We start from the raw sequence: 22,470 nt of genomic DNA on the forward strand, positions 1-22,470 counted from the left end.
GTACACATGAAACATAGAGCCAAACCTCGTCCCACTCAACAGCCGAGTTATATCTTTCAGGTTGAGTCTCTTTCGCATGAAGGGCGTGGTATAGCACACTATGGTTCACATCCTGATCATCCTGTAGAAAAGCATGGCAAAAAAGTCTTTATTAGCTATGCTCTGCCTGGGGAAACGGTGAAAGCGCAGATTACCCACGCGGTAAAGCGTTTAGAGGAAGCCGATGCTGTTCAACTCCTCAGTGAAGCTTCTGCTTTTCGTGTCGAACCAAAGTGTCTGCATTTTAAAAGCTGTGGTGGCTGTAATATGCAGCACATTCATCCCGATGAGCAAATTCGTTTAAAGCAAAATGTACTGCAATCGCATTTGCAGCATTTTGCAGGTATTCAACCTGAAGAATGGTTGCCACCTTTGCGCTCTTTACGTGAAGACTACCGCCGTAAAGCACGCATTGGGGTGCGCTATATTCCCAATAAAGATAAGTTGGTGGTCGGTTTTCGCGAGCGCCAAACCAATAAACTGACTTCAATTGACCGCTGTTTGGTGTTGGATCAAGCGTTTGGTTCGATCACACGACTGAAGCAGTTACTCCAAAGTCTAACAGTCAAAGCCGCGATTGGTCATATAGAATTAGCGATGGGGGATAGTGATATTGCCCTTACGGTACGACATACTGAAAAATTAAACCCAGAGGATGTCAACCGATTAAAACAATTTGCGTTAGACAAAGGGTGGCAGTTGTATTTACAGGCTGAGGGCCCAGAAAGTTTAAAGCGTGTCGATGATGAACATGCAGCGATGCGTTTACATTATCGTTTAACTGATTTTGATGTGGAATTTGGTTTTAATCCTCAGGACTTTACTCAAGTCAACTCAACCATCAACCCACAAATGGTGAAATTGGCATGTGACTTGCTAGAATTACAACAAGGAGAGCGTGTGCTCGATTTGTTCTGTGGTTTAGGTAATTTCTCTTTGCCTTTGGCTCGATGTGTTGGTGCGATGGGAGAGGTGATTGCGGTTGAAGGTAGTGAGGAGATGGTTCAGCGTGGTGCGGAAAATGCAAAGTACAATGCATTGAGTCAGTTGAAGTTCTTTTCACAAGATTTAACAAAAGATTTTTCGCATCATTCTTGGGCAAATCAAGGATTTGATGCATTATTGATAGATCCTCCACGTGCAGGCGCAGAGGAAATAATGCATTATATGCCTAACTTTGGTGCAAAAAGAATCGTTTACGTGTCGTGTAATCCAGCGACACTCGCAAGGGATGCGGGGCTGTTGGTACAGCAGGGTTATCGGTTGGTTAAAGCTGGTGTGATGGACATGTTTACGCACACTGGTCATGTTGAGTCGATAGCATTGTTTGAAAAAGATAATGAGATAAACGATTAAAGAATATGAAGCGTAAAAATGTAGGAGATGGGTATGGTCACAGTACGTGAGCAACTACCTGGGCGACTTAATGAGTTGTCTCAGGAGGCGACTGTAGAGCATGCCGAACAAGCTCAACATGATTTGGCTGAATGGTTAGATCGTGTTCGAAGCATATTAGATGATGCGAAGCTTGAGCAACTCGAAGAAGTTGCCAATTTGACTTTACAAAAAGAGTTAGAAACCACAGTAAACCACCGTTCCAATATCTTTTATACAGGTATTGAGATGGCGGATATTCTGGCCCATTTGCATGTCGATGAAGATACTTTAGCTGCTGCGATGCTCTATCGTGGTGTACGTGAAGGGGTCATTCCTTTGGCAGAAGTGCAAGAGCACTTTGGTGAACAAGTACATGCCTTGGTCAAAGGCACTTTGTCCATGGGGAAGTTGTCTGATCTCATCGAGCAGAATAAACGCCTCGAAGATCATTTTAATAACAACCAGCGCGAGCACTTAAACGGCATTTATAAAATGTTGATTTCTGTGACCGAAGACGTACGTGTTGTATTGATCAAACTGGCAGAGCGAACCTATGCACTGCGTGAATTGGCGACTTCTTCTAAAGAACGTCAAGAGCGTGTAGCACGCGAGATCTTAACCATTTACTCACCACTAGCACACCGTTTAGGGATTGCGCAGTTAAAGTGGGAACTTGAAGATCTGGCCTTTCGCTATTTAGCACCTGATCGTTATAAAGAAATTGCGACGCTACTGAATGAGAAGCGACTGGAGCGTGAGCAGTATATCCAGTTTGTCATAGATAAGTTGCGTGAAGCTTTGGCTGAACATGGTATAGAGGCTGAAATCAGTGGTCGGGTGAAACACATTTATTCGATTTATCGAAAAATGAAAAGTAAGAACCTGAGTTTCGATCAGCTTTATGACATACGTGCCGTCAGGGTTTTGGTGAAGACAGTCCCTGAATGTTATCACTCTTTGGGGATCGTACATCAAATTTGGCGTCATATTCCGCATCAATTTGACGATTATATTACCAACCCGAAAGCCAATGGTTATCGTTCATTGCATACCGCTGTGATTGCGGAAAATAAATCACTTGAAGTACAAATTCGTACCAAAAATATGCATGAAGAAGCTGAGCTAGGGGTATGTTCACACTTTAATTATAAAGAAGGCGGCAAGAATACCGACCGCTCTTTTAACCACCGTTTACATTCATTGCGTGCAGTGCTTGAGCATTATCAAGAACGGAATGATGCCAATGTACATAAGTCAGATGATGATTCTGAAAATTTTGAACAAATTCAGGATTTTGAAGATTTTGAGAAGATTTACGTCTTTAGTCGTGATGGCGATATCAAAGAACTTCCACGTGGTTCGACCGTGCTTGACTTTGCTTATCATGTACACACCCAAGTTGGTAACAAATGCTATGCCGCACGGGTGAATCAGCGCTATGTTCCGCTGACTTATACCTTAAAAACGGGCGAGCAAGTTGAGATTTTAACCAAGAAAGACCGTGAGCCAAACCGCGATTGGTTGGTGAACTCTTTAGGTTATATCAAGACGGCACGTGCGCGTGACAAGTTGCGTCATTGGTTCCGCCAACAAGATCGTAGTAAAAACTTGGAAGTAGGCCGTGAGCTACTCAATAAAGAGCTTTCACGTTTAGCGATTCATCCGAAAAGTATTGATTTAAATGATTACTGCAATCATTTCAATGTCAAAGCGGGTGAGGACATCCTGATTGCACTGGTGAATGGTGACATTAGTCTACATGCGCTGATTAATCAGGTGAATCGTCATATGCATTTGGATCAGGATGAACCTGAGCTGGTGCTGAAGCCGACCTTGAACCCACGTGCTAGCCATACTTTGTCAGCACATGGCATTCTGATTGATGGTTTGGATAACGTTGAGCTGCATGTAGCTCAATGCTGTCAGCCTGTGCATGGCGAGTCGATTGCAGGTTATATCACCTTGAATCGTGGGGTGAGCATTCATAAAATTGCATGTCCAGATTACTTGCGCATGATTCAAAATGAACCTGAACGTGCAGTAGAAGCCGATTGGGAAATGCAGCCAACACGTGGTCAGAGTGTGCAAATTGTGGTGGAAGCTTATGATCGCCGTGGTTTGCTCAAAGATTTGACCCAAGTGATTTTTTCTGACCAAATCAATATTCGTCAGGTTAATACGATTTCTGAAGCAGATGGTATTGCCAATATGAAATTGTTGATTGAAGTGAAAGGCTTATCGCAACTATCGAAACTGTTGGCGCGGTTAGAGCAACAACCGGGCATCATTAGTGCGCGTCGTTTGGTGCAAGGTAACTAAGAGAGTTGAAAAAAAGAGCCTGCAATTGCAGGCTCTTTTTTTATTTAGAAAGATATAAGTTGGTCAGGCGATTCAGACATTGGGGACTGATTTTACTCAGTTGAAATAGAAGCTTGGCTTTAGCGCCCACGGCTTGATGGGTTGGAGTTAAAGCCGTATCTTTTTCAACAGCGCGTTGAAAAACGTGTTGTGCTACATCTTCCGCAGTTAAGTGTACTCCCATGTTTTGAATACTCTTCGCTTGCATATCCTGCACCATAGCAGTTTGTACAAATAGTGGCATGACATCGAGCACGCGAATGCCATATTTTTGCCATTCGGTATCTAAGCCTTCGGTGATACCGCGTACTGCAAACTTACTGGCAGAGTACGAGACCAAATCAGCTTGACCATAGATGGCTGAAGCCGATGAAAGGTTGATGACACGAGCAAAATTTGCTTGTTTGAGATAGGGCAATGCAGCGTGGCAGCCATTCAGTACGCCATTGACATTAATCGACATGGTTTTGTGATGTGCGCCGATCTCTGTTTGTTCAAAAGGCCCTGAGAATAGAATTCCTGCATTATTGACCAAGACATTGAGCTCGCCTGCCCATGTGACAAACTCGGCTAAAGCAGTTTGCCAGTCTTGATAGTTGGAAACATCGAGCTGTCCTGCTTTGGCATTTGGGCCGAGACTCGCTGCCAGCTGTTCGGCTTGAGCGCTATTGATGTCATAAATCCCTACTTTGTAATGATGTGTATAAAATAAGCGGGCGATGGCTGCACCAATCCCTTGAGCTGCACCGCTAATCAAAATACTGCGCATTGAAATGGCTCCTTGTTGCTCTTTTTCTTAATGTTATTGTTGTGATTGGATTGAGCATAACAAATGTATGCCGTCATAATGTAATTATTATCAATATGATTTTTGAAGAGAGATAAACATGGAACAATTGCTGAACGTGATGCGTGAGTTACGTGAAAAATGTCCATGGGATCAACAGCAAACCCCAGAAAGTTTAACCCGCTATGCCATTGAAGAAGCTTATGAAGTTGAAGATGCCGTGCGTTCAGGTGAGGCTGATGAGGTGCGTGATGAGTTGGGGGATTTACTGCTACAGGTGGTGTTCCAGTCGCAGATGTATGCTGAGCAAGGGGCTTTTAATTTTCAAGATGTGGTGCATGCCATCACCGAAAAGTTGATTCGTCGTCATCCACATGTTTTTCAAGCACAGCAGTTTTCGGCGTTGTCTGCTGAAGAGGTGGGAGCACTTTGGAAGCAAATTAAACAACAGGAAAAGCAAGGTAAGGCACAGTCTAGACTTGACAGTATCAAACACGGGCCTGCCTTACAGCAGGCGGAACAGATTCAAAAAAATGTAGCACAGATCGGTTTTGACTTTCCTGATGTGGCAGGTGCTTATGCCAAGCTTGAAGAAGAATTAGCTGAATTGAAACATGCGGTTCAGCAGCAAAATTCCGATGAAATAGCAGATGAATTTGGCGATTGTTTATTTTCAATGATCAATGTTGGACGTAAACTGGGCGTCTCAAGCGAAATATCGCTTTTGAGTACGATTCATAAATTTCGGACTCGTTTTGCTTTCATTGAAGATCAAGCTTTGCAACAAAACAAAAATATTGAGCAAATGTCTTTAGCTGAAATGGATCATCTGTGGGAGCAAGCCAAATTACAATTGAAATAATAAAAATGGTGGTTTGAATTGATAAAAATAAAAGTAAGTTTGTTGATCATTGCTTTGTTATTACTGAGTTTATTGGCTTGGGTGCCGACCAGTTATGCACAGTCTTTTGATCAGAACTACCTGAACTGGAAAGCTGAACAGCAAGCGTGGGATGATCGTATTCAAGTGCCCAAGAGCGTGAAACGTGCTGTGTCTCCAGTTCAGCCTCAGTCTGTAACTGATGCGGATAAAATAAGTTTAAACCAAGCCAGTGTTGAACAATTACAACAGCTTCAGGGTGTAGGTCTAAAGAAAGCCCAAGCAATTGTAGCCTATCGACAAAAACAGGGTGCATTCAAATCCATAGATGAATTACAGCAGGTGACAGGGATTGGGCCTGCCATTTTTCTGAAAAATAAAGCACGTTTGAGTTTATAGTCAAATGGAAAACTTTTCTTCATGAATTGCTCAGAATTCTGTTTTGCTTTCGAGAATCAAATTGCCCTTTGATTGTGTTAGAGATATCATTAGCGTCATCTTAGAATTTTACGTTTAGGCGTAGGAGACAGCGGCTTTTGCAAACTTTGCGCGCGTCAAAATGTGGTTTATCAACCGCTCAATTACCTTCTTACATTTTAGATGTGATCGATGCATTAACTAAGGCTGGCTATGAGGCTTATATCGTCGGAGGCGGTGTCCGCGACATGATGCTCGGCCTAAATCCTAAAGATTTTGATGCAGTGACCAATGCAACACCGTCACAGGTAAAAGAAGTTTTCGGACGACGTTGCCGTATTATCGGGCGCCGTTTTGAGCTGGCTCATGTCTATTCAGGTCGTGAGTTGGTTGAAGTTGCAACTTTCCGTGCACCGCCGAAGAAAGAAGTCACCTCAGCGCAAGGCATGATTTTGCGTGATAACAATTGGGGAACGATTGAGCAAGACTTTGCGCGTCGTGATTTTTCAATTAATGCAATGTACTATCAGCCACGCAAGGGCATTGTATTGGATTTTTGTCATGCCGTAGACGATATTAAAGATAAAACATTACGTCTATTGGGTGATGCGCAAACGCGTTTTGAAGAAGATCCTGTGCGCATGTTGCGTACTTTACGTTTTGCTGCAAAATTAGGTTTTTCAATTGATCAGAAAATTTTAGATGTTTTCAGTCTTGAAATGACACAACTGCTTCGCGATGTTTCTCCGCACCGCCTGTATGATGAATCTCAGAAGCTGTTTACAATGGGTCATCTGAATCGTGTATTGCCAATGCTGATTGACTTCGGAATTTGGAAACAACTATTTGCGGACATTCAGCCGAATATCAGCCCATTTATTGAGCGTGCGGCTAAAAATACGGATCAGCGTATTCAAGTCGGCAAAACCATTAACCCTGCCTTTTTCTATGCGGTGTTGCTCTGGAAACCGTTCCTAGAGCGTTGTGAGTTTTATAGCAGTAAAGGTGTGGTTGCTGCTGAAGCTCGTGCACAAGCGGGACTTGATGTATTAAAACGCCAAGCCACTCGGACGATTATTCCGCGCTTTGCTGAAACGTTTATTCGTGAAGTGTGGGAAATGCAAACGCGTTTACTTAACCCGAAAGCACAGCAAATTCAAGCATTATCAACCCATGCACGCTTCCGTGCAGGCTTTGACTTTTTATTGCTGCGTGAAAAATCGGGTGATGATAGTACGCAAGGTATGGGTCAATGGTGGGATGCATATCAATTAATGAGCACCGATGAAAAAGAGCGTGCCATTAGTCAATATAATCGCCAACGTGCAAAAGCACGTCGCAGTGGCAAAGCAAGTGCTGAAGAAGCTGCTGTTGCTAAAACAGTAAGCCATGAAATAGAGCCTCTGGTAAAAGAACAAGAACCACGCAGTCGTCGCACGCGTAAGACCAAACAGCAGTCTGAAGTTCGATCTCAAGTGGGCGCGGTGACTACAACTGGCTCTGCGGAAATAGGTTTAGATCATCCAATTTTAAAACGCAAGCGTGTGAAGCGTGACTTGAGCAGCGTCATTTTTGGGCCAACACAATGAGCATCATTACGTACATCGGTTTAGGGAGCAATTTAGGCGACTCTAAATTGATTTTAACTGAAGCAGTGCATAAGTTGGCCAGTCTCGGCGATGTGAAGATCTCCAAGTTATATCAAAGTCCACCGATGGGACCGCAAGATCAGCCCAACTATTTAAACGCCGTATTACAACTCAGTACAGATTTAGCACCTTTGGCGTTGCTGGATGAGCTACAACGTTTTGAACAAGAGTCAGGACGTGTACGTTTACGCCATTGGGGTGAACGCACTTTAGATTTAGATTTACTGCTTTATGCCGAAGAAAAAATTCAGCATGAACGTTTAACTGTACCACATGTAGGGGTAATGGAGCGTGATTTTGTGCTTATCCCACTGTTGGATTTAGATCCTGATTTACACATTGATGGTATTGCGTTGAAGCAGTTGCCTGTTGTACAACAAGCGACATTAAGTGTGCTTGATGCAGGTAATTGGGCAGCGATTGAATTGAGCAATGCTCAAAATGTTGAAAAGGAATAGTTTGATGATTAGTTTAAATGACTTAAGAAAATTTAAAGCAGAAGGTCGCAAATTTTCCTGCCTAACTTGCTATGATGCAAGTATGGCAAAAGCAATGCAAATAGCTGAAATTGATACTATTTTAATTGGTGATTCGCTAGGGATGGCCATTCAAGGTCGTGATTCCACTTTGCCTGTTACGGTTGAGGATATGGCTTACCATACAGCAGCAGTATGTCGTGGTAATCAACATGCTTTCATTTTGACAGACTTGCCCTTTATGAGCTATGCCACTTTAAATGATGCTCTGCAAAGCTCAAAAGTTGTGATGCAGGCAGGTGCGCAAATGGTCAAAGTCGAAGGCGGTGCATGGCTTGCTGAAACAGTTCAGGTTTTGACACGAAATGGTATTCCTGTATGTGTACACTTGGGCTTAACCCCACAGTCTGTTCATGTGCTAGGCGGTTATAAATTACAAGCGCGCACACGTGAAGCCGCAGACCAGTTGATTGCCGACTGTCAGGCGGTTGTGGATGCGGGTGCTGCAATGTTGTTATTGGAATGTGTGCCTGCACAGCTCGGTAAAGAAATTAGTGAGTTGTTCCCGCATGTACCCGTTATTGGCATTGGCGCAGGTGTGGATACCGATGGTCAAGTCTTGGTGGTACAAGACATGCTTGGACTGACTTTTGGTCGTGTTGCAAAATTTGTACGTAACTTTATGAAAGAACAAGCAGGGGAAACTGCGATTTTGGATGCATTCAAGGCATACCATACAGCAGTACTAGATCGTTCATTCCCAGCTAAAGAACAAACATTTCAAGTCGAGCTGTAAAACATGAAAACTGAAACCACGATCCAAGGCCTCTCAGCATCATTGAACCCTGCGCGAACGGCTCGAAAGAGTATTGGTTTCGTACCGACCATGGGGAACTTGCACCAAGGGCATTTAAACCTTGTACGTGAAGCCAAAAAGCTTTGTGATGTGGTTGTGGTCAGTATTTTTGTGAACCCGATTCAATTTGGTCCAAATGAAGATTTTGATAGCTATCCACGTACCTTAGAGCAAGATCAGCGTTTGTTGGCTGATGTAGGGTGTGACATCGTTTTTGCACCATCGGTTGAACAAATGTATGGTAAAAATCCACGTTTGACCAACATTACTGTATCTGATATCACCAATGATTTGTGTGGTTTACAACGCCCAGGACATTTTGATGGGGTGGCGGTGGTGGTGACAAAACTGTTCAATATTGTGCAACCAAATTTTGCCTTCTTTGGTGAAAAAGACTACCAACAGCTGGCGGTGATTCGTCAGTTTGTCCGTGATCTAAATATGCCACTTGAAGTGATTGGCGTTCCGATTGCACGAGCAGAAGATGGCTTGGCTTTGAGTTCACGTAATGGATACTTAAGTGAAGAAAATCGCCAAAAAGCACCAAGCATTTATCAAAGCTTAAAAGCAGCGGAGCAATCACTACAAACGGGTATCGCTTTAGCTGATGTGTTAACAAATATAAAGGCGACATTGACACAAGCGGGTTTTGTTGTGGATTATGTGGAAGCACGTACCCCAGCTTTACAAAAAGTAGATGCGTTTGATCAAGATGTAGTGTTGTTTGTTGCGGCAAAGCTTGGTGTAACACGTTTAATTGATAACTTGAAAGTGAAACACATTTAGTTCGGGTTTGATGACAAAGGATTAAGATGAAGCGCATTTTAATTGTTACAGGACAGTCTGGTTCAGGTAAATCCTCTGCATTACAAGTATTGGAAGATCTAGGTTATTACTGTATTGATAATTTGCCTTTGGCTTTACTTCCTGAAATCGTGGCGAAACTGGATCGAGAAAATAATCTTGAACAATTAGCCTTGGGTGTGGATGTCCGCAGTACCCGTGCAGATTTGCAAGAATTTGACTTGGTGTTTGAACAATTGCAAAGACATGGTACGGTCGATATTATTTATTTGACCACCCGTGACCAAGAGTTGATTGCACGTTTTAGTGCTTCACGTCGTCCACATCCATTAGCAACGCGCTTTCAAAGCCTGAATCAGTGTATTCAGGAAGAGAAAACACTTTTATTGCCGATTAACTTGCGCTCTACCGTGCATATTGATACCACCGATAAAAGTGTGCACGATTTAAAGCACACCTTACTCTCAAAGTTAGGACAGTCAGATAATCTGATCCTGATTTTACAGTCTTTTGGCTTTAAACATGGTATTCCACTGGATGCAGACTATGTTTTTGATGTACGCCATTTACCCAATCCACACTGGGATTTGGAACTGCGTAAGCACTCTGGGCTAGACGCATCCGTGCAACAGTTTTTGGAGCAAAGTGGGCAAACGCATGAAATGTTCCAAGATATTTATAAGTTTTTAGATAAATGGTTACCTGCTTTTGCTGAGGGGCATCGTCATTATATGACTGTGTCTATTGGTTGTACGGGCGGGCAGCATCGTTCTGTATATATTGTGGATAGACTAAAAAAAGCTCTTGAGGCAAAATGGTCTGTTCAGGTCCTCCATCGAGAAATGAAGCACTGGTCATGATTGACACAACTGTTGACGTAATTAATAAACTAGGGTTACATGCGCGTGCATCTGGCAAGCTCATTGAAGTGACCACAAAATTCCGTTCTTCTATCCAAATTGGGAAAGCAGACAAATTGGTGGATGCCAAAAATATTATGTCCCTTCTGATGCTAGGCGCAGGGAAGGGCACCACTTTACGCTTAGTGCTTGATGGTGCAGATGAAGAACAAGCTTTATCTGAAATTCAGGCACTTTTTGCAGCAAAATTTTACGAGGCAGATTAATCGTGGCACGTCGACCGCATAGTTTTACTGAAGAAGACTTTGAATCTTTAGAAGGACGTGCAAGTAAAACCGAACAGAAAAAAGCCGTACAACGTATGGCATCTTTGGGTGCGCAACTGGCAGAGTTGAACACTAAACAAATTCAAAACTTACCTGTTGAAGAGCGTTTGATTGAAGCCCTTTTGGATGTGAAACTGATTACATCAAATGAAGCTCGTCGTCGCCAATTTTTACGCATCGGCAAGTTGCTGCGTAATGAAGACGAAACAGTGATTTTGTCTTATTTGACACCGCAACAAGGCGCGAAAAAAACCGCTCAATTGCTACGTTGGGTTGATCGTATGATCAAAGATGGTGACCCTGTGATTAATGAGTTTTCCAAAACCTATAATGCGGCTGAGCGTCATACCATTCGCCAACATGTTTTGCGTATTCACCGTGATATGAAACAACAGGCGGATGAAGAACAACTTAAAGCTTCACGTTTAAAGTTGTTTAATTACATTCAGCAAGTGGCTTTAATTTCAGATAATTAAGTCATTTAGATGTAAAAAGGCGACCTTTGAGGTCGCTTTTTTATGTGAGAATTTTTGCTTGTGCAGACTGCTGAATGTTTAGCTAAACTCACCCATTGCACGCTCTTTCGCCCAATCGCGCAAGACAAATTTTTGTAACTTGCCTGTCGAGGTTTTTGGAATTTCAGTAATTACCACATCTTTCGGGACTTTAAAACGTGCCAGATGTTGCTTACAAAACTCAATGATTTCCTCAGGTGTGGTTTCCTTACCTGCTTTGAGTTCAATAAATGCACAGGGTACTTCTTGCCAACGTGGATCGGGTTTCGCGACCACTGCAGCCGTTAAAATAGCAGGGTGTTGATACAGAATTTCTTCCACTTCGAGTGATGAAATATTCTCGCCTCCAGAAATGATGACATCTTTAGAGCGATCAGTAATTTTGGCATAACCATCAGGTTGGCAAACGGCAAGATCACCTGTGTGGAACCAACCACCAGCAAAGGCTTCTGCCGTGGCTTCAGGGTTTTTGAGATAACCTTTCATCACAATGTTACCTCGGAACATAATTTCACCCATAGTTTGACCGTCATGCGGTACAGGTTGCATCGTGTCTGGATCCAGCACTTTCATACCATCTTGCAGTGGGTAAGGTACACCTTGGCGTGAGTGCAGCTGCGCTTGTTCCTGAATAGATAAGTCTGACCAACCCGCTTGAGAGGCACACAACGCAGAAGGCCCATAGGTTTCAGTCAGTCCATAGACATGAGTGACATTGATACCAATATGGCGCATGCCTTCAATGATTGCAGCAGGAGGCGCAGCACCTGCCACCATTACTTCAACGCGGTGTTCAAAGTGAACCCGTTGCTCTTCAGGGGTATTGATCAGCATGGATAACACAATTGGCGCACCACAGAAATAATCGACTTTATGCTCAGCGATCAATTTGAAAATGAGTTCAGGATCAATTTTACGCAGGCAGATATTGGTGCCCCCATTGGCTGCCATGGTCCATGCAAAGCACCAGCCGTTACAGTGGAATAAAGGTAAGGTCCACAAGTAGGTCGCACGTGGTGTCATGCCACAAGCAATGATGTTACTGGCCGCATTGATATAAGCGCCACGGTGGTGATAAACCACACCTTTTGGGTTGCCTGTGGTGCCAGAGGTGTAGTTAAGGCTGATGGCATCCCATTCATCTTGAGGTAAATGCCATTCAAAGTTCTCATCGCCTTCGGTTAACCAGTCTTCATACTCGATTTGCCCAATCGGGGCTGCAAAACAGTTTTCGTACTCAGCATCATCTACATCAATCACGAAAATATCGCGTCCGACCAAAGCCAAGGCTTCTTGTGCAACCGATGCAAACTCTGGATCCACCAATAAGACTTTGGTTTCTGCATGATCCAGCATAAATGCGATGGTTTTGGCATCTAAGCGCGTGTTCAATGTGTTGAGCACAGCACCTGCCATTGGGACTGCAAAATGTGTCTCGATCATTGCAGGGACATTGGGCAGCAAAACAGAGACAGTATCGTTTTTTGTGATTCCCAGTTTTTGTAATTGTGAGGCAAATTGGCGGCAGCGAAGGTAAGTTTCACGCCATGAAATATGGCGGTGCCCATGAATGATGGCATCTTGATGAGGGTAAATATAAGCAGCTCGTTCTAAATAACGTAATGGTGACAAAGCCACAAAGTTTGCGGGGGTTCTTGGTAACTCATCATACGCACTCACCATGTTGATCACTCCTGAATTTGGTATTATTTTTTCCATTGCTTAAAAGATATGCATTTTCAAGCCATCTTGCATTTATGCTTTAGTCGAGTTGTTCTTTTTAGATGAATTTATTGAACTTTTTTGTTTAGTTTATCTAAACTGAATGTATTAATTTTACGGAATTGATCCATCTGTAGTTCGATTTTAGCTTGCTTTTTGATCGGTGTGTGTCTCCTTGTGTTACGGTATTTTTTAATAAAAATAGATGCAATCGTTATTCTGAGCCTTGTGGTGATATGCAGGTTTAACAGCAAATCCCTTATTTGAGGGATGTGATGGACTGGCAAATGAATTCAAAATGCGCCGAAAAGCGAATTTTCTAGGCGAAAAGGTTTAATCCTGTGGATAACACGTGTAAAATTCGACTGATTTTATTTATCCACCGTTTTTATCTTTTGAGGTTTTACCTCGATCATAATCTCGCGGTGACATGCTCCATGGTACGGGGCATCACTCCTTAAGGATTTTTTATGCCAATTATCACTTTGCCAAATGGCGATCAAAAACAATTTGATCAAGCCGTATCTGTGATGGACGTTGCACTGAGCATCGGTCCAGGTCTTGCTAAAAATACAGTTGCAGGAAAAGTCGATGGTCGTTTAGTCGATGCATCTGATCTGATTACCACGGATGCAAGCCTTCAAATTATTACGCCTAAAGACGAAGAAGGGGTCGAAATTATTCGTCACTCTTGCGCTCACTTGGTGGGGCATGCGGTTAAGCAATTGTTCCCTGAAGCGAAAATGGTGATTGGTCCTGTCATTGAAGAAGGTTTCTACTATGACATCTGGATGCCACGTCCATTTACTTTAGATGATATGGCGGCCATCGAAGAGCGTATGAAAAAGCTCATCGACCAAGATTATGATGTCATCAAAAAAATGACCCCACGTGACGAAGTGATTGCAGAATTCACTGCACGTGGTGAAGAGTATAAATTACGCTTGATTGCGGACATGCCTGAAGAAACACAAATGGGCTTGTACTACCATCAAGATTATTTGGATATGTGCCGCGGTCCGCACGTACCAAACACTAAATTCTTAAAATCGTTCAAGCTGACTAAAATTTCAGGCGCTTACTGGCGTGGTGATGCGAAGAATGAACAACTTCAACGTATTTATGGTACAGCGTGGGCAGACAAGAAACAGCTTGCGGCTTATATCAAACGTATTGAAGAAGCTGAAAAGCGTGATCACCGTAAAATCGGTAAAGCTTTAGACCTGTTCCATATGCAAGAAGAAGCACCGGGTATGGTGTTCTGGCATCCAAATGGTTGGACGATTTACCAAGTACTTGAACAATACATGCGTAAAGTGCAGCAAGACAATGGTTATCTTGAGATTAAAACACCACAAATCGTAGACTTTACGCTGTGGGAAAAATCAGGCCATGCTGCAAACTATGCAGACAACATGTTTACGACGCATTCTGAAAGTCGTAACTATGCAGTGAAGCCAATGAACTGCCCATGTCACGTGCAAGTGTTCAACCAAGGTTTGAAATCTTACCGTGATTTACCAATTCGCTTAGCTGAATTTGGTTCATGTCACCGTAACGAACCATCGGGTTCATTGCACGGGATTATGCGTGTTCGTGGCTTTACTCAAGACGATGCACACATTTTCTGTACCAAAGAACAAATTGGGCCTGAAGTGGCAGACTTTATTAAACTGACTTTAGATGTTTATAAAGATTTTGGTTTTGAAGAAGTGCAGATGAAGTTATCTACTCGTCCGGAAAAACGTGTCGGGGATGATGCACTTTGGGATATGGCTGAAAAATCTTTAGCAGATGCTTTAGATGCTGCTGGTTTGGAGTGGGAACTTCAACCGGGTGAAGGCGCATTCTATGGTCCGAAAATTGAATTCTCACTGAAAGACTGCTTAGGCCGTGTATGGCAATGTGGTACAATCCAATGTGACTTCAATCTGCCAGAACGTTTAGATGCGTCATATGTCACTGAAGACAATGATCGTGATCAGCCTGTGATGTTGCACCGTGCAATACTTGGCAGTTTTGAACGTTTTATTGGTATACTAATCGAACACTATGCGGGCTTTATGCCACCTTGGTTGACACCAATCCAAGCATGTGTGATGAACATTACCGATTCACAAGCGGAAGCATGTGAGTCAGTCGTCGCTAAACTTAAAGAAAACGGTCTCCGTGCGATTTCAGACTTGAGAAATGAGAAAATCGGCTTTAAGATTCGTGAACGTACATTAGAGCGTATTCCTTACTTACTGGTACTTGGGGACCGTGAGGTAGAGGAAGGTACAGTAAATGTCCGTACCCGCTCTGGGAAAAATTTGGGTACTATGTCAATCGACGCTTTCGTTGACTTAGTAAAAGCAGCCGTTGCCGAACGCGGCCGGTACATTGTGGAGTAACAGCGATTAAACAGCCTGACCGTAATCAACAGGGCGGTAACAAATCAAACCGTCCTGCGTTGAATGATGAAATTCGTGCGAAAGAAGTCCGTCTTGTAGACGAAAATGGTGAGCAAAAAGGTATTGTTAGCTTGGCAGAAGCATTACGCGCTGCTGAAAGTGTTGAGCTTGATCTTGTTGAGATCGTAGCCAACGCTGAACCGCCTGTTTGTAAAATCATGGACTTCAACAAGCATTTGTTTGATCTAAAGCAAAAGCAGAAAGAAGCGAAGAAAAAACAGCATCAAGTACAGGTGAAAGAAATCAAACTCCGCCCGGGTACTGATGTTGGTGATTACAACGTAAAACTACGTGCAATCACTAAGTTCCTTGAAGAAGGCAACAAAGTAAAAATTACCCTTCGTTTCCGTGGTCGTGAAATGGCACACCAACAACTTGGTTTGGCTCAATTACAAAAAGTTGAAGCAGATGTGGTTGAAGTGGGTGTTGTAGAACAAGCACCGAAAATGGAAGGTCGTCAAATGGGTATGTTGCTTGGTCCTAAAAAGAAAAAGTAATAATCTATTGATTAAAAAAAGCACTGCCTATGCAGTGCTTTTTTATTACCTAACGATGAACCATTTTTAATAAACTGCATCTAATCTAGCTATAAAGTAACTTGAAAAGTACATAAGCCATCTATTTCAAGTGCAATTTCAACATTACCAAAGCCACTATTCTTTAGGCTCTCAATGTGTTCATGTTTATTCATATATAATTCTCGATTACCCATCTGTCCATCGGGTTCAGCAAGATGGTCAGTGATGAAATATGTACCATTAGGCTGAATTACATGTTGCGCAATGCTTTTATGAAAATCGTTGGTATATGCTTTATGGCGAAGTTCATGTAAAGCCTGATGAATGACAACATAATCGAAGCGTTGATTAAGAAGGGCGGTATACCAGTCCTGCTGTTTAAAATCAGCGATGATGAAATCTACAGACGTATAAGCAATAGTAGCTAAACGTTGTTTGGCTAAGCTATGCATGGCTACTGAAAAATCGACGGCGGTATAATTGATATTGGGGCGTCTATCTAGAAGTTCATACGCCAAGAAACCTGGCCCTGAACCTAGTTCTAAAATACGAACATCAGGCTTTGGGTGACTTAGAATTTGTGAAATATAGTGTTTGAAGAACTCCAACCGGTAAGGACGTTTAATATTCGCTTCTTTTGCCCATTGAGTCGCTTCAAGCGGGTCTTTTAAATTGATCGGGCTTGGAATATCAATGATTTTATTCATTTTGTTGGGTGGTTTTTATTCAAATATGTGCTAAATAATATATAAAATTACATAAAAATAATCACGTTTAATTATGATATCGTGTATCCAAAATAAGCGAATAAACTTAGGAAATAAGAATGATTGATTTGTACTATTGGGGAACACCCAACGGACATAAAATTAGCATCGCATTAGAAGAAATGGGCTTGGAGTATCAAGTCTTTCCCATTAATATTTTAGAAAATGACCAATTTCAACCTGATTTTCTTCGTATTTCACCTAACAATAAAATTCCTGCTATTGTGGATCAAGATGGCCCCAAAGGTGAAGCTATTTCGGTGTTTGAGTCAGGAGCAATTCTGCAGTATTTAGGGCGTAAAACAGGGCAGTTTTATCCACGGGATGAGCAGTTCCGTGTTGAAGTTGAGCAATGGTTAATGTGGCAAATGGGTGGTTTTGGCCCTATGCTTGGACAGAACCATCATTTTAGTAAATTTGCTCCTGAACGTATTGCCTATGCAACTGAACGCTATGTTAATGAAACCAAACGTCTATATGCTGTATTAGACAAGCAACTTTTTGGGCAAGATTATGTGGCAGGAGAGTATTCAATTGCAGACATGGCGATTTTCCCATGGATTTTGCGTTATGAATGGCAACAAATTGATTTAAATGATTATCCTAATGTCAAAGCTTATATGGAGCGTATTCAAGCACGCCCTGCAGTACAACGAGCACTGGCGATTCGAGTTAATTAGGTACAAAAGTAATGACTTGAATTGTGTTAAGCTTAGTGCCTTCAAGGTATAAGCCATTCTTTAAAGCCACCGATGGGTGGCTTTTTTGTTGAAGGTTGTTTGGACGTCAGCGTAATGAAAAAAGAGTTTTTCCTCAATTTAACCCGCATTATTGAAGCAAATCCTAAAATCTATCTCAGTATTATTGTGGGGATTGCGGGATGTTTGATGCTTTTTGTAGCTGAAGCGGTACACATTCAAAAAATCATTGAACTGCTCAATACCAAAGATCAGGCGGTACTCCGTGCTGCAATTGAACCGATTGCCGATAAGTATTCATGGTCACGTTGGTTTTTGTTGATTTTAACATTGGTCTGGTCAGGCTACACCTATAACTCAACCAAGAAAAAACTGGGTTTAAAATCATAAAATGATGTGGACCTTAGGACTGCTTTTCCTTTCTGCTTTTGGAGCTGCGACACTGCTACCGTTACAGTCAGAGGCAGTCTTGGTGGGATTGTTGGCTCAGACGCAGTATCCAGTTTGGTTACTAGTGGCTGTCGCCAGTTTAGGCAATGTTCTAGGTAGTTGTGTCAATTGGTGGCTGGGTCTTAAAGTTGAGCAATACAAAAACAAAAAATGGTTTCCAGTCTCAGAGCAAAAGATGTTGCAGGCACAGGGCATTTATCAAAAATATGGTTTTTGGTCTTTATTGCTTAGTTGGGTGCCCATCATTGGTGATCCGATTACTCTGATTGCAGGATTGCTCAAAGAAAACTTTGTTCGTTTCTTATTGATGGTGAGCATTGCAAAAATAGGGCGTTATCTTTTTGTGTATTGGATGTTTAGTCAATTCTAATCGGTCTTCAAATGCTGTCATTGACCAACAGATTTTTAATGGTTTTTAGGTTTGTAAGAAGTCAGGACACGAGCTATCGAAAACTCGTGTCCTTTTAGATTTTAGTGACAAGACTCAAGGTCAAATTCAATCACATCTTTAAATTTAGATTTTTTATAGAGCCACAATGTGCTTGCTGTGCGTTTAACACTGACTTTGCTATTTGCAACGGCTTGTAAAACTTGTTGATCAAGCTCGTAAATACCTGAACCTTTGGTAATTTTGGGCTTCTTAATGTTACCGTGTTTATCGGCTTTAAAGCTAAATTTAATTTGACGGTCATGACCATTCAACTGCGTTGAATCTAGCGCAAGCGTAGGTTGAGCCTGATATTGAAAAGGCACTTTTTGTTGCTGTTGTTGCGCAAGCCAGTTCTTAGAGTCAAAGGTGTAGTTACATGCTTCGGCGTCATCTGGCGTTAGTTTTAAATTAAAAACTTGATAACCAATGACGGCAGAAGCAGTATCATCTTCAACAAAAGGTTTTACTTTGGCTTGAAGCACAGCATTCACCAACTTTTCATCCAAAGCTTTGAGCCCAGTACTTTCCTGTACGGTGGCTTTGGTCACATCGCCTGTTTCATCTGCATAGATACGAATAATCGCTGCACGGTTTTGCTGATTTAAATCGCTATTTTTATATTGGGGTTTGGGAAAATCGACCCATTGAATACGCGTGGTCAAATGTGCTGATTGAGCTGAACTTTTTTGAATGGTGAGTTCTAATGGTGGCTGAGCTGCATGGCTTAAATGAACGGGCAATATTGATAATGCAAGCAATAAGAGTGGTTTCATATGATCAATTTCTTTTATAACGCATCCAGTGCGTATGACTTAAATAATGGTTGCGAGTATTTCCTGAATTGAAAAGACTCGCAAGTTATATTGTTAAATTAAAAACTATTTCTGCTCGGCTTGAGTAATGTCGACGCCAAATAAGTCTTTGGTTTTAGCCCAACTCAGTGCGACCACCAATAAGGTCATGCTGCCGCCAAAAACTGTTGCAATCACAGGACCTAAATATTTAGCTGCAAGACCTGACTCAAATGCCCCTAATTCATTACTACTCGATACAAACATACCGTTTACTGCCGCAACACGACCTCGCATATTCTCAGGAGGATAAATTTGTAAAATGGTCTGACGGATTACCACTGAAATACTGTCGCAAGCCCCTGTCATAGCCAGAGCAAACAAAGACAGCCATAAGTAGTTTGAGTAAGCAAACAAAAGTGTAAATAGCCCAAAACCTGCAACAGCAAGTAGCATATTGCACCAAGCATGTCGGGTGGGTGGAAAACGAGTCAGCGCAATCATGGTGATAAGCGCACCAATTGATGGTGCTGCACGTAAATAGCCTAATCCTTCTGGACCAATTTTTAAAATATCTTCAGCAAAGATTGGGAGTAAAGCAATCACACCACCGAACAGTACAGAGACTAAGTCGAGTGAGATGGCCCAGAGGACGATTTTAGTTTTAGCAATAAAGCGAAAGCCTTCACCTAGGCTTTGCAGCACATGTTCTGTTTCAATTTTAGGAAACGTGCGTTTACTTAAAAGATTGACGAGTAAAAAGCACAGACCAAGTATCACTGCTACACTGATTAAACTAGTTTCACGACCTAAAAAAGCCAACATCAACCCACCCAGCATCGGGCCAATAATCACCCCACTTTGCCAACCAATGGTGGTCCATGTGGCGCCGTTGGCATAAATGTCTCGTGGAATTAAAAAGGGTTTGAGTGATGTTGCAGATGGATTATAGAAACCTCGAATCGTTCCTAGACCAAAGATCACGGCATAAACACCCCATGACAGGGTGGAGAGTTCAATTTGCTTTAAGCTATAAGCATGAAATAACCCCCATAAAACCAAGGGTAGTGGAATGGCACAGAATAAGCAGATTTTCATGATGGTTTGCTTATTAAAGCGATCGGCAAAATAGCCGCCCCATAAGGAGAGCGCAATAAAGGGGATTGCTTCTGCTAAACCAATTAAACCTAGAGTCAGTGGATCTTTAGTGAGAGTGTACAAGGAGTACGCCACAATAATTTCCTGAATTAAAATGGCAAGCGTCAGGCAAAATTGATTGAGTGTAACAATCGAGAAGTCTCGATAGCGGAGCGCAGCAAACGCATCCTGTTTGACGTTCATAAGGATACAATATTAGATGGATGAGGCATTATACGGCTTGGATGTGCGTGTGTTTATAAATTCATCGCTTAAAGCTTATCGGGAAATAGACTAAGCTTGCTTTTATTGTTGATTATTTGCTTTTGTTTTAGACAAAGTTCGATTAGAATATTCGCTCCCTTACCTGCAGGTCGTTTTGCAATGGTGCAAACGTTCCGAACAGGTGTTCAAAAGAGGTTGTTATGCCTAAGATGAAAACTCGCCGTGGTGCAGCTAAGCGTTTCAAAGCGACTGCAAACGGTTTCAAGCGTAAACAAGCGTTCAAACGCCACATTTTGACCAAAAAATCTGCTAAGCGTATTCGTCAATTACGCGGCTGTGTAATGGTTCACGTGAGTGACGTTGCTTCAGTTCGTCGTATGTGCCCATACATCTAAGGAGATTATAAATGGCTCGTGTAAAACGTGGTGTACAGGCTCATCGCCGTCATAAAAAAATTCTTGCTCGTGCTAAAGGTTACTACGGCGCTCGTTCACGCGTATATCGCGTAGCGTTCCAAGCAGTAATCAAAGCGGGTCAATACGCTTACCGTGACCGTCGTCAGAAAAAACGTCAATTCCGTGCTCTATGGATTGCGCGTATTAATGCTGGTGCTCGTCTAAATGGTTTATCGTACAGCCGTATGATCGCTGGCTTGAAAAAAGCTCAAGTGATTATCGACCGTCGCGTACTTGCTGACATCGCTATGCATGACGCAGTTGCATTTGCTGCTTTAGCTTCTAAAGCTAAAGATGCATTAGCTGCATAAGTCTTTAAGACTTAAAAAAAGACCGCTTTTTAGCGGTCTTTTTTATTGCCTATTCTTTTAATCCCATTGAGAGTTTTGATGTTTCAAAATTAGAGCGTTATAGGTATTCATCAAAAACTAAAAATATTCCATCGGGCGGGTGAGCGTTGGATATTATGATTATGTGATTTGAGCGGGATGCATCAAAGCAAATCATAGACTAGACATTAGCGTGTGATACAACCATGATGATGTATAGCGAAAAAGCTTGGATTGGAATTGGATACAACAATGAAAAGAATAAACGTAGTTGGTACATCAGCCACGGGCAAATCGACCTTTTCCAGAGCTTTGGCTGAGAAGCTAGGCTTGCATTATATTGAATTAGATAACTTATTTTGGTTGGATGATTGGCAGGAATGTCCAGATGAAGTATTTTTTGCCAAAATTGAGTCTGAAACACAAAAAGCGACACAAGGTTATGTCATTGATGGTAACTATACCCGAGCCATTCCTGTGAAATGGGCGGAAATTGATACGGTTATTTGGTTGGACTTACCATTTCCAGTCAATCTGTATCGTTCTGTGAAGCGTGCGATTCAGCGGGCATGGGCGCAACAAGATTTATGGGAAAACTCCAATAATCGGGAAAGCTTGCTGAGGATGTTTGGTCGGGACTCGATTATTTGGTGGATGATCAAAACGCATGCTAAAAACCGACAGAAATACTTAAAAATGATGCAGATGCCTGAATATCAACATATAAAGTGGATTCATTTAAAGACACCGAAACAGGTGAAAAACTTTTTAGATCAATTGGTGGTTGAGTAGAGTACAGCTTAAATTTATGAAACATGAAAAAATGAAGTCTTATATGTAAAACCATAGCTGAACTTTGGTTACATAAATCTGCTTTAATCTGAAATGTGATAGATGCCTAATAAATAAAAAGATTGATAAGACAAGGATCAGGATATGCTTGTAGAGATTACAGGGATGGGACAAGGCAGTATTGCTGTAGAGTTACAAATGGTTCCAAGGAAAGGGGAGTCGGTCAAAATTATGTATGGGCCTGATGCAGAGCTAGAAGGCGAGGTGGTTTCAGTCAATCATTATATTAATCAACATGCCGATGAACATAAAATACAAATTAAGATCCGGCCTTTTAATTATTTAATTACAGCATGATT

The 22,470-nt window shown here is 42.1% G+C and carries 25 protein-coding genes; 20 read left to right on the forward strand and 5 right to left on the reverse strand.

Annotated elements, in window-relative coordinates:
• The first annotated feature begins 6 nt into the window (after positions 1–6).
• Both rlmD and ACE01U_RS09840 read left to right on the forward strand, forming a co-directional pair.
• Complete coding sequence (rlmD, locus tag ACE01U_RS09835; RefSeq protein WP_395579350.1) at positions 7–1,395, forward strand: 23S rRNA (uracil(1939)-C(5))-methyltransferase RlmD; 1,389 nt, start codon at positions 7–9, stop codon at positions 1,393–1,395.
• 33 nt (positions 1,396–1,428) lie between these two features.
• Positions 1,429–3,735 carry a RelA/SpoT family protein gene (locus ACE01U_RS09840; protein WP_086209857.1) on the forward strand — a complete coding sequence of 769 codons (2,307 nt, stop codon included), beginning with the start codon at positions 1,429–1,431 and terminating at the stop codon, positions 3,733–3,735.
• Positions 3,736–3,775: 40 nt separating this feature from the next.
• Here the strand turns inward: ACE01U_RS09840 and ACE01U_RS09845 are convergent, their stop codons facing one another.
• The gene (locus ACE01U_RS09845) at positions 3,776–4,543 is read right to left on the reverse strand and encodes an SDR family oxidoreductase (RefSeq protein WP_086209856.1); all 768 of its coding nucleotides are present in this window, start codon (positions 4,541–4,543) and stop codon (positions 3,776–3,778) included.
• Between the two features lie 118 nt (positions 4,544–4,661).
• Between ACE01U_RS09845 and mazG the strand changes: the two genes are divergently transcribed.
• The 9 genes from mazG (at position 4,662) to yjgA (ending at position 11,305) form a co-directional block, all read left to right on the forward strand.
• Positions 4,662–5,423: a nucleoside triphosphate pyrophosphohydrolase gene (mazG, locus tag ACE01U_RS09850; protein WP_395579351.1), complete on the forward strand. Its 762-nt coding sequence runs from the start codon at positions 4,662–4,664 to the stop codon at positions 5,421–5,423.
• Positions 5,424–5,441: 18 nt separating this feature from the next.
• A complete protein-coding gene (locus ACE01U_RS09855) occupies positions 5,442–5,840 on the forward strand; it encodes a ComEA family DNA-binding protein (protein WP_291374248.1) in 399 nt (132 codons plus the stop codon).
• A 137-nt stretch (positions 5,841–5,977) separates the two neighbouring features.
• Positions 5,978–7,447, forward strand: a complete 1,470-nt coding sequence (gene pcnB / locus ACE01U_RS09860; protein WP_119064914.1) for a polynucleotide adenylyltransferase PcnB — start codon at positions 5,978–5,980, stop codon at positions 7,445–7,447.
• Complete coding sequence (gene folK, locus ACE01U_RS09865; protein ID WP_086209852.1) at positions 7,444–7,965, forward strand: 2-amino-4-hydroxy-6-hydroxymethyldihydropteridine diphosphokinase; 522 nt, start codon at positions 7,444–7,446, stop codon at positions 7,963–7,965. Before pcnB ends, folK begins: the two co-directional genes overlap by 4 nt.
• A 4-nt stretch (positions 7,966–7,969) precedes the next feature.
• Entirely contained in the window at positions 7,970–8,779 is an 810-nt protein-coding gene (gene panB / locus ACE01U_RS09870) for a 3-methyl-2-oxobutanoate hydroxymethyltransferase (protein WP_395579353.1), read from the forward strand.
• Between the two features lie 3 nt (positions 8,780–8,782).
• Positions 8,783–9,625 (forward strand): pantoate--beta-alanine ligase, encoded by an 843-nt coding sequence (gene panC / locus ACE01U_RS09875; RefSeq protein ID WP_119064916.1) that lies wholly within the window; start codon positions 8,783–8,785, stop codon positions 9,623–9,625.
• A 26-nt stretch (positions 9,626–9,651) separates the two neighbouring features.
• Positions 9,652–10,503 (forward strand): RNase adapter RapZ, encoded by an 852-nt coding sequence (rapZ, locus tag ACE01U_RS09880; protein ID WP_086209849.1) that lies wholly within the window; start codon positions 9,652–9,654, stop codon positions 10,501–10,503.
• Positions 10,500–10,769: an HPr family phosphocarrier protein gene (locus tag ACE01U_RS09885; protein ID WP_110975219.1), complete on the forward strand. Its 270-nt coding sequence runs from the start codon at positions 10,500–10,502 to the stop codon at positions 10,767–10,769. The genes rapZ and ACE01U_RS09885 overlap by 4 nt, the downstream gene beginning before the upstream one ends.
• Positions 10,770–10,771: 2 nt before the next feature.
• Positions 10,772–11,305, forward strand: coding sequence for a ribosome biogenesis factor YjgA (gene yjgA / locus ACE01U_RS09890; protein WP_086209847.1), 534 nt, complete (start codon positions 10,772–10,774; stop codon positions 11,303–11,305).
• A gap of 78 nt (positions 11,306–11,383) precedes the next feature.
• On the opposite strand, the gene ACE01U_RS09895 is transcribed toward yjgA, so the two are convergent.
• The gene (locus tag ACE01U_RS09895) at positions 11,384–13,027 is read right to left on the reverse strand and encodes an acyl-CoA synthetase (protein WP_395579354.1); all 1,644 of its coding nucleotides are present in this window, start codon (positions 13,025–13,027) and stop codon (positions 11,384–11,386) included.
• A gap of 509 nt (positions 13,028–13,536) precedes the next feature.
• On the opposite strand from ACE01U_RS09895, the gene thrS reads away from it, so the two are divergent.
• Both thrS and infC read left to right on the forward strand, forming a co-directional pair.
• The gene (thrS, locus tag ACE01U_RS09900; RefSeq protein WP_086209845.1) at positions 13,537–15,459 is read left to right on the forward strand and encodes a threonine--tRNA ligase; all 1,923 of its coding nucleotides are present in this window, start codon (positions 13,537–13,539) and stop codon (positions 15,457–15,459) included.
• A gap of 5 nt (positions 15,460–15,464) precedes the next feature.
• Complete coding sequence (gene infC, locus ACE01U_RS09905; RefSeq protein WP_086209844.1) at positions 15,465–16,016, forward strand: translation initiation factor IF-3; 552 nt, start codon at positions 15,465–15,467, stop codon at positions 16,014–16,016.
• Between the two features lie 89 nt (positions 16,017–16,105).
• Here the strand turns inward: infC and ACE01U_RS09910 are convergent, their stop codons facing one another.
• Positions 16,106–16,744: a class I SAM-dependent methyltransferase gene (locus ACE01U_RS09910; protein ID WP_395579356.1), complete on the reverse strand. Its 639-nt coding sequence runs from the start codon at positions 16,742–16,744 to the stop codon at positions 16,106–16,108.
• Between the two features lie 119 nt (positions 16,745–16,863).
• Between ACE01U_RS09910 and ACE01U_RS09915 the strand changes: the two genes are divergently transcribed.
• From ACE01U_RS09915 to ACE01U_RS09925, 3 genes are all read left to right on the forward strand, one after another.
• Positions 16,864–17,484, forward strand: a complete 621-nt coding sequence (locus ACE01U_RS09915) for a glutathione binding-like protein (protein ID WP_110975526.1) — start codon at positions 16,864–16,866, stop codon at positions 17,482–17,484.
• A 114-nt stretch (positions 17,485–17,598) separates the two neighbouring features.
• Complete coding sequence (locus ACE01U_RS09920) at positions 17,599–17,892, forward strand: hypothetical protein (RefSeq protein ID WP_086210013.1); 294 nt, start codon at positions 17,599–17,601, stop codon at positions 17,890–17,892.
• Position 17,893: 1 nt separating this feature from the next.
• The gene (locus ACE01U_RS09925) at positions 17,894–18,322 is read left to right on the forward strand and encodes a YqaA family protein (protein WP_086209841.1); all 429 of its coding nucleotides are present in this window, start codon (positions 17,894–17,896) and stop codon (positions 18,320–18,322) included.
• A 101-nt stretch (positions 18,323–18,423) separates the two neighbouring features.
• Here the strand turns inward: ACE01U_RS09925 and ACE01U_RS09930 are convergent, their stop codons facing one another.
• Both ACE01U_RS09930 and ACE01U_RS09935 read right to left on the reverse strand, forming a co-directional pair.
• Complete coding sequence (locus tag ACE01U_RS09930; protein ID WP_395579357.1) at positions 18,424–19,155, reverse strand: energy transducer TonB; 732 nt, start codon at positions 19,153–19,155, stop codon at positions 18,424–18,426.
• 105 nt (positions 19,156–19,260) lie between these two features.
• Positions 19,261–20,514, reverse strand: a complete 1,254-nt coding sequence (locus ACE01U_RS09935; protein WP_395579358.1) for an MFS transporter — start codon at positions 20,512–20,514, stop codon at positions 19,261–19,263.
• A gap of 221 nt (positions 20,515–20,735) precedes the next feature.
• On the opposite strand from ACE01U_RS09935, the gene rpmI reads away from it, so the two are divergent.
• The 4 genes from rpmI (at position 20,736) to ACE01U_RS09955 (ending at position 22,468) form a co-directional block, all read left to right on the forward strand.
• Positions 20,736–20,930 (forward strand): 50S ribosomal protein L35, encoded by a 195-nt coding sequence (rpmI, locus tag ACE01U_RS09940; protein WP_004278281.1) that lies wholly within the window; start codon positions 20,736–20,738, stop codon positions 20,928–20,930.
• Between the two features lie 11 nt (positions 20,931–20,941).
• A complete protein-coding gene (rplT, locus tag ACE01U_RS09945; protein ID WP_004692276.1) occupies positions 20,942–21,301 on the forward strand; it encodes a 50S ribosomal protein L20 in 360 nt (119 codons plus the stop codon).
• Positions 21,302–21,571: 270 nt separating this feature from the next.
• Positions 21,572–22,111 (forward strand): P-loop NTPase family protein, encoded by a 540-nt coding sequence (locus ACE01U_RS09950; protein WP_395579359.1) that lies wholly within the window; start codon positions 21,572–21,574, stop codon positions 22,109–22,111.
• A 144-nt stretch (positions 22,112–22,255) separates the two neighbouring features.
• Positions 22,256–22,468, forward strand: a complete 213-nt coding sequence (locus ACE01U_RS09955) for a KOW motif-containing protein (protein ID WP_291372994.1) — start codon at positions 22,256–22,258, stop codon at positions 22,466–22,468.
• The last annotated feature ends 2 nt before the right edge of the window (positions 22,469–22,470 follow it).

Source organism: Acinetobacter halobius (genome assembly GCF_044130335.1).
Classification (GTDB): Bacteria; Pseudomonadota; Gammaproteobacteria; order Pseudomonadales; family Moraxellaceae; genus Acinetobacter.